This window comes from Leeia aquatica, from assembly GCF_012641365.1.
In the GTDB taxonomy this organism is placed as follows: Bacteria; Pseudomonadota; Gammaproteobacteria; order Burkholderiales; family Leeiaceae; genus Leeia; species Leeia aquatica.
Map to the genome: position 1 here is coordinate 1,561,048 of NZ_JABAIM010000001.1, position 12,788 is coordinate 1,573,835.

The 12,788-nt window shown below is 63.4% G+C and carries 11 protein-coding genes; 4 read left to right on the plus strand and 7 right to left on the minus strand.

All coding sequences use genetic code 11. The annotated features are described in order from the left end of the window. Positions 1-18 precede the first annotated feature (18 nt). Complete coding sequence (gene mutS, locus HF682_RS08075; RefSeq protein WP_205881939.1) at positions 19-2,589, minus strand: DNA mismatch repair protein MutS; 2,571 nt, start codon at positions 2,587-2,589, stop codon at positions 19-21. A 226-nt stretch (positions 2,590-2,815) separates the two neighbouring features. On the opposite strand from mutS, the gene HF682_RS08080 reads away from it, so the two are divergent. The 4 genes from HF682_RS08080 (at position 2,816) to HF682_RS08095 (ending at position 6,116) form a co-directional block, all read left to right on the plus strand. Beyond that, positions 2,816-3,958, plus strand: a complete 1,143-nt coding sequence (locus HF682_RS08080) for a hypothetical protein (RefSeq protein ID WP_168876666.1) — start codon at positions 2,816-2,818, stop codon at positions 3,956-3,958. A 103-nt stretch (positions 3,959-4,061) separates the two neighbouring features. Then, positions 4,062-4,907, plus strand: coding sequence for a 23S rRNA (adenine(2030)-N(6))-methyltransferase RlmJ (locus HF682_RS08085; protein WP_168876667.1), 846 nt, complete (start codon positions 4,062-4,064; stop codon positions 4,905-4,907). Positions 4,908-4,995: 88 nt separating this feature from the next. Then, entirely contained in the window at positions 4,996-5,859 is an 864-nt protein-coding gene (locus tag HF682_RS08090; protein WP_168876668.1) for a M949_RS01915 family surface polysaccharide biosynthesis protein, read from the plus strand. Between the two features lie 5 nt (positions 5,860-5,864). Then, positions 5,865-6,116: a DUF3820 family protein gene (locus HF682_RS08095; RefSeq protein ID WP_168876669.1), complete on the plus strand. Its 252-nt coding sequence runs from the start codon at positions 5,865-5,867 to the stop codon at positions 6,114-6,116. Here HF682_RS08095 and guaD read toward each other — a convergent pair. The 6 genes from guaD to HF682_RS08125 form a co-directional block, all read right to left on the minus strand. After that, complete coding sequence (gene guaD / locus HF682_RS08100) at positions 6,080-7,381, minus strand: guanine deaminase (RefSeq protein WP_168876670.1); 1,302 nt, start codon at positions 7,379-7,381, stop codon at positions 6,080-6,082. The two genes, HF682_RS08095 and guaD, sit on opposite strands and share 37 nt — an antisense overlap. A gap of 197 nt (positions 7,382-7,578) precedes the next feature. Beyond that, entirely contained in the window at positions 7,579-8,502 is a 924-nt protein-coding gene (locus HF682_RS08105; protein WP_168876671.1) for an ABC transporter permease, read from the minus strand. A gap of 1 nt (position 8,503) precedes the next feature. Continuing rightward, the gene (locus tag HF682_RS08110; protein WP_168876672.1) at positions 8,504-9,607 is read right to left on the minus strand and encodes an ABC transporter permease; all 1,104 of its coding nucleotides are present in this window, start codon (positions 9,605-9,607) and stop codon (positions 8,504-8,506) included. Further along, on the minus strand, positions 9,604-10,203 hold the full coding sequence (locus HF682_RS08115; protein WP_168876673.1) for a hypothetical protein: 600 nt from the start codon (positions 10,201-10,203) through the stop codon (positions 9,604-9,606). Before HF682_RS08115 ends, HF682_RS08110 begins: the two co-directional genes overlap by 4 nt. Beyond that, on the minus strand, positions 10,200-11,741 hold the full coding sequence (locus HF682_RS08120) for an ABC transporter ATP-binding protein (RefSeq protein WP_168876674.1): 1,542 nt from the start codon (positions 11,739-11,741) through the stop codon (positions 10,200-10,202). Before HF682_RS08120 ends, HF682_RS08115 begins: the two co-directional genes overlap by 4 nt. After that, complete coding sequence (locus tag HF682_RS08125; protein WP_168876675.1) at positions 11,738-12,766, minus strand: adenosine deaminase; 1,029 nt, start codon at positions 12,764-12,766, stop codon at positions 11,738-11,740. Before HF682_RS08125 ends, HF682_RS08120 begins: the two co-directional genes overlap by 4 nt. Positions 12,767-12,788 lie beyond the last annotated feature (22 nt).

A 12,788-nucleotide genomic window follows, 5' to 3' on the forward strand; every position in this document is an offset into this window, starting at 1 on the left:
GGCAGATGGCGGGGCGGCTTACTCTGCCTGCAGCAGCTGCTGCAGGCGGTAGAGCTGCTCCAGCGCTTCACGTGGCGTCAGTGCGTCCGGATCCAGCTGTTGCAGCGCTTGCATGGCCGGGTGTGGCTCTGCCGCCAACGGCTCGTCTGCGGGTGGCAGCGTGGCAAACAGGTCGGCCTGTGGACCACCGGCGCCGATGCTCATGGCTTCCAGCTGCTGCAGGTGCCGCCGCGCCACGCGGATCACGCTGGCGGGCACCCCGGCCAGTTGCGCCACGGCCAGGCCATAGCTCTGGCTGGCGGGGCCATCCTTCACGCTGTGCAGGAACACCACCGTATCCTTGTGTTCTACCGCGTCCAGATGCACATTGGCCAGCTGCGGGTAATCTTGCGACAGGCGGGTGAGCTCAAAGTAGTGCGTGGCAAACAGAGTGTAGCTGCGGTTCTTCTCCACCAGTTGCCGCACGATGGCGTAGGCTAGGGCCAGGCCGTCGAAAGTGGAGGTGCCGCGCCCGACTTCGTCCATCAGCACCAGGCTGTGTTCGCTGGCGTTGTGCAGGATGTTGGCGGTTTCGGTCATCTCCACCATGAAGGTGGAGCGGCCTCCGGCCAGATCATCCGACGCGCCGATACGGGTAAAGATGCGGTCAATCGGCCCCAGCCGTACCTGCTGCGCCGGCACAAAACTGCCGACATGAGCCAGCAGCACAATCAGCGCCGTTTGCCGCATATAGGTGGACTTACCGCCCATGTTCGGGCCGGTGATCAGCAGCAGCTTGCGGGTGAGCGATAGGCCGGTATCGTTGGCGATGAAGTCATCCACCTGCGCCTCCACCACCGGGTGACGCCCTTGCTGGATGTCGATCACCGGCTCGTCGACAAACTGCGGCGCATGCCAGTCCAGCAGCGCCGCCTGGGCGGCAAAGGTGCTCAGCACATCCAGCGCGGATACCGCCTGCGCCAGCAGTTGCAGTGCAGCGAGGCTGTGCATCAGCTCATCCAGCAGCGCCTCGTACAGCCGTTTCTCCAGGGCCAGCGCCCGCTCCTGCGCCGAGAGCGCCTTGTCCTCAAAGGTTTTCAACTCGGGGGTGATATAGCGCTCGGCGTTCTTCAGCGTCTGGCGGCGGCGGTAGTCGTCCGGCACCTTGTCACCCTGCGCCTTGCTGACTTCGATATAGAAGCCATGCACCCGGTTGAATTCCACCTTGAGGTTGGGGATGCCGGTCCGCTCGCGTTCACGCGCTTCGAGCGCCAGCAGGTACTGGTCGCAATTGGTCTGGATGCCGCGCAGCTCGTCCAGCTCGGCGTGATAACCATCGTTGATCACGCCGCCATCGCGCAGCAGGCTGGCTGGCTCCAGCAGGATAGCCGCCTGCAGGGTGGGCAGTACCGCCTCCGGCGCGGTGAGGTGCTGTTGCAACTGTTGCAGCAACGGTGCGTCCATACGTGCCAGTTGCTGCTGAATGGCGGGCAACGCAGCCAGACTGTCACGCAGGCTGGACAGATCACGCGGGCGGGCGCTTTTCAAGGCAATACGGCTGGCAATACGCTCAATATCAGCAATCGGCCGCAGCGCCTGCTGCAATGAAGGCAAGGCGCTATGCTCGCGCAGCTCGGCCACCGCGCCCAGTCGGGCCAGCAGCTTGCTGCGGTCGCGCAGCGGGTGGTGCAGCCAGTGCCGCAGCAAGCGGCTGCCCATGCTGGTCATGCACTGGTCCAGCACCGAGGCGAGTGTCGGCGCCGGTTCACCACGAATGGTCTCGGTCAGCTCCAGATTGCGACGGGTAGCGGCGTCCAGCTCGATATACTGGCCACGTACCTCTACCGACAGCCCTTGTACATGCGCGAGCTCGGCACCCTGGGTGGCACGGGCATACTGCAACAGCGCGCCTGCCGCACCCACCGCCAGCGACATATTCTCCACACCAAAACCGACCAGATCGTGGGTGCCAAAGTGCTTGCACAGCAAGCGGTTGGCGGCTTCCGCGTCAAAATGCCATAAGGGCAGACGCTTGACCGGACGGGATTGCTGACCGAGCAAGGCCAAATCGTGGTCGTCCGCCAGCAGAATCTCGGCAGGGCGCAGCCGCTCCAGCTCGGAGGGCAGCGCGTCCGACTTGCCTTCCCACAGGGCAAAGCGGCCCGAAGCCAGCGACAGCCAGGCCAGACCCAGCCGACCGCGCGACAGGGACAGCGCCAGCAGCAAGTTATCTGACTTTTCGTCCAGCAATGCAGCATCGGTCAGGGTACCTGGCGTCACCACCCGCATCACCTTGCGTTCCACCGGCCCCTTGCTGGTGGCGGGGTCACCCACCTGCTCGCAAATCGCCACCGATTCACCCAGCTTCACCAGCCGGGCCAAATACTGCTCGGCGGCATGGAAGGGAATGCCTGCCATCGGAATCGGCTGTCCGGCACTCTGCCCGCGTGCGGTCAGGGTGATGTCCATCAGCCGCGCTGCCCGCTGTGCGTCTTCATAGAACAGCTCGTAGAAATCCCCCATGCGGTAGAACAGCAGCTTGTCCGGGTGCTCGGCTTTCAGCGCCAGGTACTGCTGCATCATCGGGGTATGGCTTGCGGGCGTACTCATCTTGGGGTTGGTCTCGGGCTGCTTGCAGCACACCGGGCTGCAAAAACGTCGATTCTACCTGAGGCCATGCGGCAGGTCAGTGGCCTTGTCACCCCTGTACTTTTGTGCCTGTCAATCCGCAATGCACATGGCATTCATGCTTCGTTCAGCTTGTAGAAAATATGATATCGTGCTGCCAAACTGAACGAATGCCCATTCACTTCTCACCCTACAGGTTGATCCCTCCATGCAAAAACTGCTACTCAGCACCCTGGTACTGGCCTTGGCCGGTTGCCAGGTCACAGTCAAGTCCCAGGATGGCACCGCCACCACCTACGGACTGGGCCCGACCAAAACCAGCAGCACGCCTGCCCCTGAAGCTACCCCAGCCCCTGCGACTGCACCCGTTAGCGCCATCAGCCCGGCCACCAGCAACCAGGCGATTCCCTCTGGTCTGTACAGCGCCCAATTGCAGACCCAGCACAAGGACGGCAAGGGCAAACTGCAAAATGAAGTCAGCAAGTACAGCTATCTGGTAGAAGATCTCGGCGGTGGCCGCGCGCTGGTGAAGTTCATCGGCGAGGGCAGTGCCGCCGATCCCGGCGGCTTTGGCGGCTTGATGAGTGGAGAGGCGCAGGCCATCGGCTTTGCGGTCTACAACAAGGGCGTATGGCAGTTCAGTGGCAAGAGTGAGGATGGCCCCTGCGAGGCGCGCTTTACCAGTGACAACAACACGCTCAAGCACCTGTCTGGCCGCTGTTCTGGCGCGGGTAACTGGGGTGATCTGGCCTGGCCGCGTGCCAATACACCACTCAAGTTTGTGCGAGCCTTGCAGGCCAGCGAGCGCAGCATGCTGCAAACCGGTGGCGGCATGGCCCCCAGGGCAGCCAGCACCCCCGCCAGTAGTGGCAGTACCAATCCGTACCTGGGCCTGATCGGCAAAACCTTCCCGCACTGGGATCTCCCCTACAAGAGCTTTGGCTTCGATGCCTTCAACAGCAAGCTGGATAACATCAATGGTGCCGAGATGCCGGAAGGCAAGGTAACGGTCTACGCGGTGCGCAAGGGCAGCGCCCGCTATGTACTGATCGCTGGAACCGCAGGCAACGGTACGGACCGGGTGCTGGATGTGCGCCCGGTCGCCCCGGCGGCAGGCAAGCACTTTGTCGCCGTCAGCGAAGAGGGCGATGTCGCCACCAGTTGCACCCTCAACGGCAAACGCGTGTCTCAGGTGTTCGCCTACGCCCAGCCCGGCAAGCGGGGGAGCTACAGCGCCACCGCCAGCGGCAAAGGAGAGAACGTCTGGCTGGTGCAGCCGGGTGGCACCCAGGTCATCGCCTTGCGCCAGGGTGAAAAACTGGTGTGCACACAAACCGTATTCAGTGGTTAAAACATCTGGGCTCTGAACGAGCCCCCCCCCGCTCACCCGATTGGCATGGTGGGCGGCGTCCTGATCCCGTACAATCGCGGCATTCGTTTCAGGGCCCCACGTCATGCTCAGTTATCGCCACGCCTTTCATGCGGGCAACCACGCCGATGTGCTCAAGCATCTGGTACTAGATCAGCTGCTGATCTATCTGAACCAGAAGGACAAGCCTTATTGGTACATCGACACCCACGCAGGTGCCGGGGTCTATGCACTTACCGAAGGCTATGCCACCAAGAATGCCGAGTTTGCCACGGGAGTCGCACGCCTGTGGCAGCGCAATGCGCTACCAGAGCCGATCGCCAGCTATCTGCAACATGTGCTGGCGCTGAATCCGGACGGCGCACTGCGCTATTACCCCGGCTCGCCACAGCTGGCGGCGCAGCGGGTGCGCCCGGATGACCGCCTGCGCCTGTATGAGCTGCACAGCAGCGACTTCACCTTGTTGCAGGAAAACATGTCGCCGTTGGGCAAGCGGGTACTGGTCGACAAAAGTGATGGCTTCGCCGGGCTGAAAGCCCTGCTGCCGCCCCCACCCCGGCGTGCCTTGGTGCTGATCGACCCACCGTATGAAGACAAGAAGGACTATCAGCGCGTCACCAAAGCGCTGGAGGATGCACTGCGCCGCTTTGCCACCGGCATCTATGCGGTGTGGTATCCACAATTGCAGCGGGTGGAGTGGCAATTGATGCTGGAGCAGTTGAAGCGCTTGCCGGTCAAAGGCTGGCTGAACGTCTCGCTGCAAGTGGAACCGCCACACCCGGATGGCTTTGGCATGTACGGCAGTGGCATGTTCATCCTCAATCCACCTTACACCTTGCACCCACTGCTGGAGCAACTGATGCCGTGGTTGGTGCAGACCTTGGGCCAGGGTGCCGGCAGCCGCTTCGTGCTGGAGCAGCAGGCGGCATAATTCATGACAACGGCAAGCAGGCTGTTATAATCAGGCCCTGTTTGCCGTGCAGCCTGCATGGCCTCCTGCCTCACGGAACCTGCATACCATGCCCCATGCCCTGCAACGTCTGATCCTGCCGCTGCTGCTCACCACCACTTTGCTATTGACGGCCTGCCCGGCCCCCCGCCAAGAGGTGAGCGATAGTGCCGCCCCGGCAAGTGATACCCGCTCGCAACCCATCACCAGCCAAGCTGTGGCATTAGCCGCGCCAGCCGGGGTTGCGATTCCGGCATCCATCAACCCAGTCGACCCCAAGACCCTGCCCGCTGACATCAAACTGCCGGGTAAGCTGTTACAAGTCTGGTATTGGACCGAGGCCGATGGCGAGCATTGGCTGGTACGCAGCCATAGCAAGCGTAGCTACACTTTTGAAGAGATGGATGCCACGGAAAGCCTGCTGCATGTTGCCCAATTCCGGGTTAAGGCTGGCAAGGCCGAGCGCTTGTGGCTACTGCAGGATGGGGTAAAGGATTGCCCATTTGACAGTGTGGCTCGTTTCTATCCGGAGGGAGTGCGCATTACCGATCTGGATCAGGATGGTGTTCATGAGGTCGCCATGGCCTATCACACCACCTGCACCAGTGATGTCAGCCCGCAAGACATGAAAGTGATCCTGCGCGAGCGTGATGGCAAATGGGGCTTACGGGGCACCACCTGGCTGCCGGACGAGGCCTTGCAGGGCAAAACCCCACCACCGGTGCCGCAAGCTGCCGCCTGCCCGCCTGGCACGGATCTCAGCAAGATGGACCCGCAGCACTGGCATACCGGCTGCTACCAGTCGGAGCAGGATTTTACCAGCGCACCACCCGTATTCCTGCAGCACGCCAAGGCCCTCTGGCGTGCTGCCTTGCTCGCATCCGCGCCAGGAGGTCAGCCTGACCTGAGTTCCGTAGATGAAGGCGAAGACTAAAGCCGATGGACCCGGTAGACCTGCACAAGCTGTGGCACACCAGCATGCCCTTCGGCAAGTATCAGGGGCGGGCGCTGGCGGAACTGCCGGGGCATTACCTCAACTGGTTTGCCCGCAGTGGCTTTCCACCGGGCACGCTGGGGCGACTGCTGGCGCTGATGCAGGAAATCGACCATAACGGCCTGCGCCCGCTGCTCGCCCCGTTACGCCCGGCCCATCATCAGCCGGCAGGCAAGCGCGGCTCGCCCAGCACATAGGTCTGTGCCACCACCCGGTCGCAACCCAGCAGCATCAGTGCAAACAACCGCTCTTCCAGCGACTGCGCCGCCTGCATGCGGCGTTCCAGCAGCGGCGTGGCGGCCCAGTCCAGCACCACGAAATCGGCCTCCTTGCCGGGCAGGAAGTTGCCGATGCGGTCTTCCAAATACAGCGCCTCCGCCCCGGCCAGTGTCGCCAGATAGAAGCCACGCCAGGCGTTGAGTTTTTGCCCGCCCAGCTGCAACACCTTGTAAGCCTCGTTCAGCGTTTGCAGCATGGAGAAGCTGGTACCGCCGCCCACATCCGTCGCCAGCCCCACCCGCACCCCCAGCTCGCGGGCGCGGTTCAGGTCAAACAAGCCACTGCCAAGGAACAGGTTGGAGGTCGGGCAGAAGGACATGGCGGTACCGGTCGCCGCCATTCGCTCACGGTCGGCACGGTCCAGATGGATGCAGTGGGCGTAGACACCGCGCTCGCCGAGCAGGCCATAGCGGTCGTACACGTCCAGATAGCTGCGGGCATCCGGGAACAGGTCGGCCACCCAGCGCACTTCGTCCACGTTCTCGGCCACATGGGTCTGCAGCCACAAGCCCTCGTATTCGGCAAACAGCCGCCCGGTCATCGCCAGCTGCTCCGGGGTGGAGGTCGGCGCAAAGCGCGGGGTCAGCGCATAGCCCGCACGACCGCGACCATGCCAACGCTCGATCAGCTCGCGGCTGTCCGCCTCGGCGCTCGCCACATTGTCTTGCAGGAAATCCGGGCAATGGCGGTCCATCATGATCTTGCCGCATACCATGCGCATCTGCCGCTGCTCTGCGGCGCTAAAGAAGGCATCCACCGAGGCCTTGTGTACCGTCGGGTAGACCGCAGCGGTGGTGGTGCCGTTGCGCAGCAGCTCGTCTAGGAAGAACTGCGCCACGTTGTCGGCGTGCACGCGGTCGGCAAAGCGCCGCTCGGCCGGGAAGGTATAGGTATTGAGCCAGTCCAGCAATTGCGCGCCATAGCTGGCGATGATGTCCGTTTGAGCAAAGTGGATGTGGGTATCGACAAAACCCGGCAGCAGCAGCTTGCCACGGTGATCCACCACCTTGGCCTGCGGGTATTGCGTCAGCAGCGCGGCCTCCGGGCCACAGGCCACCACGCGGCCAGATTCGACCACCAGTGCGCCGTCCTCCCAATACTGCCAGGCGCGATCGTCGGCGGCTTCGCCGGGGTCGCGCAGAAAATGCAGGATGGACGCCCGGAACAGGGTCAGCTCAGACATGTGTACTACTCCTTTAACCAGTCTGGGGGGCTGGCCTGAAGCGCCGCACGCAGCGACTCAGGGCAACCTCCGTTTGGACATCTGGAGGCCCGCTTCTGAATCATAGGCCCCCATGAAAAAGGGCGCGCCTTTCGGCGCGCCCTTTTTTGTCCACCGGCACCCTTCCGTGCCTGCGACAAGCGTATTGTACATCAGTTTCAGCCACCGCCAAGGAAGGGTTTGCCCAGCGATGCCGGGGCGTGCAGGCGGATCATCTGACTGTTGCGCGAGATCAGCACCAGCACCACGATGGTGGCCAGATACGGCAGCATCGACAGCAGTTGCGACGGGATCGCTACCCCCAGCCCCTGCGCGTGGAATTGCAAAATGGTGACGCCACCAAACAGGTAGGCCCCCAGCAGCACCCGCAGTGGTCGCCAAGTGGCAAACACGGTGAGCGCCAGCGCAATCCAGCCCGCACCCGCCGTCATGTTCTCCACCCACATCGGGGTGTAGGACAGCGCCAGGTACGCGCCGGCCACCCCGCAGCAGGCGCCGCCAAACAGGGTCGCCATATAGCGGATGCGGATGACCGCATAACCAATCGCGTGTGCCGATTCCGGGCTTTCACCCACCGCGCGCAGTACCAGCCCGGCCTTGCTGCGGTAGAGCAGCCAGCTGATGGCAGCAAACAGCAGGAAAGCCAGATAGACCATCGGCGTCTGCTTGAACAGCGCGGGTCCCAGCAGCGGAATGGCACTCAGCCCCGGCAAGCTCACCGGCTGGAAGCCCTGAATGGCGGTCCCCAGCCAGGCTTTGCCGACAAAGGCGGAGAGGCCAATGCCAAAGATGGACAAGGCCAGCCCGCTGGCGTACTGGTTGGCCTGCAGGCTGAGCGCCAGCACGGCAAAGATCAGCGCCATGCCCATACCGGCCACCGCACCCGCCGCCACCCCGGCCCACAGGCTGCCGCCACTGGCCACCGTGGCAAAGGCGGCAATTGCCCCCACCAGCATCATGCCTTCCACCCCGAGGTTGACCACCCCGGATTTTTCAGTGACCAGCTCCCCCAGCGCGGCAAACACCAGCGGGGTGCCTGCGCTCAGGGTCAGGGCCAACAATGCCGCAGTATGATCGAGCATCTCAGGCCTCCACCTTGGCCGCTGCCGTGCTGGACGCACGGACCACGGGTTGACGGCGGCGCAGCCGGTAATTCACCAGCAGGTCGCAGCCCAGCAGGAAAAACAGCAGCATGCCCTGAAACAGGCCGGTGATGGCATTCGGCAGCTGCAAGCTCATCTGCGCCGACTCGCCGCCCAGGTACAGCAGCGACATCAGCAAGCTGGCCAGCACGATGCCCACCGGGTGCAAACGCCCCAGAAACGCCACGATGATGGCGGCAAAACCATAGCCCGGCGAGGCCGAGGGCTGCAGCTGGCCCAGCGGCCCGGCCACCTCGCCCACCCCGGCCAGCCCTGCGGCGGCGCCACTGATCAGCAGCCCCAGCCAGATGGAGCGGGATTCGGAAAACCCGGCGTAGCGAGCGGCGGCCGGGGCCTGACCGCCCACCTGCATCTGGTAACCGGCAAAGCTCTTGCTGAGGAACAGCCAGGCCAGCGGCACCGCCAGCACCGTCAGCAGCGCCGACGCGTTCAGCCGGGTCCCCTCCACCAGCATCGGGAACAGGGCAGCATCGCCAAACATGATGGACTGCGGGAAATTCTGCCCGTTCGGGTCTTTCAGCGGCCCATCCACCAGATAACCGAGCAGCAGCTTGGCAATGTAGGTCAGCATCAGGGTGACCAGAATCTCATTGGCGTTGAAGCGGGTACGCAGCAACGCGGCCATTGCGGCCCACAGCGCGCCACCCAGCATCCCGGCCAGCACCATGCCGGGCAGCAGCCAGGGGCTGCTGCTGCCGTCAAACCCGATCGCCAGCGTGCCACCAAAGATGGCCCCCAGCGTCAACTGCCCTTCTGCGCCGATATTCCACACATTGGCTCGAAAGCCAATCGCCAGCCCCAGCGCAATCAGGCACAGGGGCGAGGCTTTCAGCAGCAGCTCGGTCACCCCGTTCAGGTCTTGCACCGGCGAGAGGAAGAACACCTCGAATGCCTCCAGCGGTGCCCGCCCAAGCGCAGCAAACAACACCATGCCACAGATCAGGGTCAGCAGCGCCGCCAGCACCGGCGACAGGTAGCGCATCCAGGCCGACGGTACGGGCCGGGTTTCCAGCTTGAACATCATGCAGAGGCCTCCTTGGCGGGCTTCTCATTCACATCACGGACACAGTGTATCGCGTCCTTCGGGTCAAACCAGTGCTGACCGTAGCGCGCAATCAGCGCGGGCAATTGCCGGGCCGGAACCTGGAGCTGGACACCGCCATTGCGATCCGCCTTCCCGGCGACCTGTCCTTGCCGGACTGCCCGGTGCAGGTTTTTATACTCACTGGCCATCACCATCCAGAAGCCCTCCCCCTCCCAGGCCCCACCCAGCACTAGCCACTGAGGTTTGCTGGATGGTTTGGCGGTTTGTGCAAAAAACAGCAGGCGCTGGTCTAGCCGGGACATCGTGACCCGAAAGCGTTCCGGTCTGCCGCCTTGATCGTCGGACACGATGACCGTCCCAGAAGGTTGAACATCCAGCCAGCCACGCTCGTCTTCTGGCTTCGACTGCCCTTCAGACTGTGGGGCTTCTTTCACCTGTCGCGGCGCGATACAACGCCAGCGCCCCAGCAACTGTTGCTGCAACTCAGGGTCTGACGGCATCGGTTCACGTACGGTCAGCGTCGCGCAGCCACCCAGCCCCAGCAGTACGACACCGAGCAGGATAGGGCGTATCACGCCGCCACCTGTTCCGCTGGGCCGCCTTCAAACATGCCGGCCATCCACAGGCCGATCTCTTCGCTGTTGGTCTCCGCCACGGCCTTGGAGGCCGACAGGCGGCCACCCGCAATCACACTGATGCGGTCGCAAATCTGGAACAACTCTTCCAGCTCCTCCGAGATCACCAGCACGGCCACACCCTGGGCGGCAAAATCCAGCAACTGCTGACGAATGAAGGCCGCTGCGCCAACATCCACCCCCCAGGTGGGCTGCGCCACAATCAGCACCTTGGGTTGCTGCCGCATTTCACGACCGACGATGAATTTCTGCAGATTGCCGCCAGAAAGGCTGCGCGCCGGGGCATCCGGCCCGCCGCACTTGACGCCAAAATCCCGAATGCAGGCTTCGGCAAACTCACGCACCTTGCGGCTGGCGATCAGCCCTTTGCGGACCAACCCTTGCCGGTGTGCGGTGAGCAAGGCGTTGTCGGTCAGCGACATCGCCGGTACCGCACCACGCCCCAGCCGCTCCTCAGGCACAAAGGCGAGGCCGCGGTCGCGCCGCCGCCCTGGCCCCATGCGCCCGACGGCTTCGTCGCACAGGCGCACCGCTGCCGCATCCTTGATGCGCTGCTCGCCCGACAGCACCGACAGCAATTCGGCCTGACCATTGCCAGACACCCCGGCAATGCCGAGAATTTCCCCGGCATGCACTTGCAGGTTGATACCGCTGAGCGAGACGCCAAACGGGTCCCGCGTCGGCAGATTCAGCTGCTGCAACTGCAGCCGGGTATCGCCAGTGCGGTGGGCGCGCCGTTCCGGGCGCGGCAGCGCGCGGCCAATCATCAGTTGCGCCAGCGATTCTGCGGTTTCTTCACGCGGGATCGCCATGCCACTGACCTTGCCGCCACGCAACACGGTGGCGCGGTCACACAGCTGCTGGATTTCATCCAGCTTGTGCGAGATATAGAGGATGGCACAGCCTTCTGCCGCCAGCTGGCGCAGGGTGACAAACAGGCGGATCACCGCTTGTGGCGTCAGCACCGAGGTGGGCTCATCCATGATCAGCAGGCGCGGATTCTGCAGCAGGCAGCGCACAATCTCCACCCGTTGCCGCTCGCCGACCGAGAGGGTGTGCACCAGCCGCTCCGGCTCCACCGCCAGCCCATAGCGCTCGGATACCTCGCGGATGCGCACAGAAAGGGCCGCCAGGTCAAAACGGCTATCCAGTGCCAGTGCGATGTTCTCTGCGACGGTCAGGGTCTCGAACAGCGAGAAATGCTGGAACACCATGCCAATGCCCAGCTGGCGCGCCGCTGCCGGATTGGCGACCTTGACCGGGTGGCCATCCCACAGCATCTCGCCCTGGTCGGCATGCACCGCACCGTAGATGATCTTCATCAGCGTGCTTTTACCGGCGCCATTCTCGCCCAGCACGGCGTGGATTTCTCCCGGCATCACGCTGAGGCTGACATTGTCGTTGGCGCACACCGAGGGGTAGCGCTTGCTGATGCCGCGCAGTTCCAGGCGGGGTTGCGTACTGAATTGAATGGTCATGCAGGCCTCACGGGGGAATCGGCGGTGTCATTCCAATATTGCTCCAGTATGGCCAGCCAGCGCGCTTTCTCGACTTCGGGCAGGAAGCTGGCGACAAAACCGTTGCGGGCGATGTTGTACAGGTTTTCACGCGACAAGCCAAGTGCAGCGGCCACCGCGCGATAGTTCGCCAGCACATAGCCATCAAAATAGGCGGGGTCGTCCGAATTCACCGTCACGCACAGACCGGCATCCAGCAGGCGCTTGAGGTTGTGCTGGCGGAGGTCGTCCACCCCCTTGAGCTTGAGGTTGGACAGCGGGCAGACGGTGAGCGGTATCTGCTCCTGCTGCAGGCGATGCATCAGCTGCGGGTCCTCCTCCGCCCGCACGCCGTGGTCGATGCGCGCCACCCGCAGCAGGTCCAGCGCCTGCCAGATGTATTCCGGCGGGCCTTCTTCGCCCGCATGGGCCACCCGCTGCAGCCCTTCCAGCCGGGCTTGCTCAAACACCGTCTCGAAGCGCTCCGGTGGATTGCCTACCTCGCTGGAATCCAGCCCGACGCCGACAAAGTGCCGACGATAGGGCAAGGCATCCAGCAGGGTCTGCATCGCCGACTCGGCAGACAGGTGCCGCAGGAAACAGAGGATGTAATACACCGAGAGGCCGGATTCGGCACGGATGGCCTCGGCAGCACGGGCCAGACCCCGGATCACCGTGCCGATGTCGATGCCTCGGTCGATATGGGTTTGCGGGTCGAAGAATACCTCGCAATGTTTGACACCGTCCGCCACTGCGCGCCGGAAGTAGGCCATTGCCAGCTGGAAGAAATCCGCCTCGGTCTGCAGCACACTGGCACCGGCGTAGTAGAGGTCGAGGAAACTTTGCAGGTTGTGAAAACGGTACGCTGCGCGTACCCCTTCGACATCCACCCACGGCAGCGATACACCATTACGGCGCGCCAGCGTGAACATCAGCTCGGGCTCAAGCGTGCCTTCGATGTGCACGTGCAATTCGGTTTTAGGGAGTGCTGCCAGCCATTGGTCCATGCCTGTCCTACCTCCATTGCGG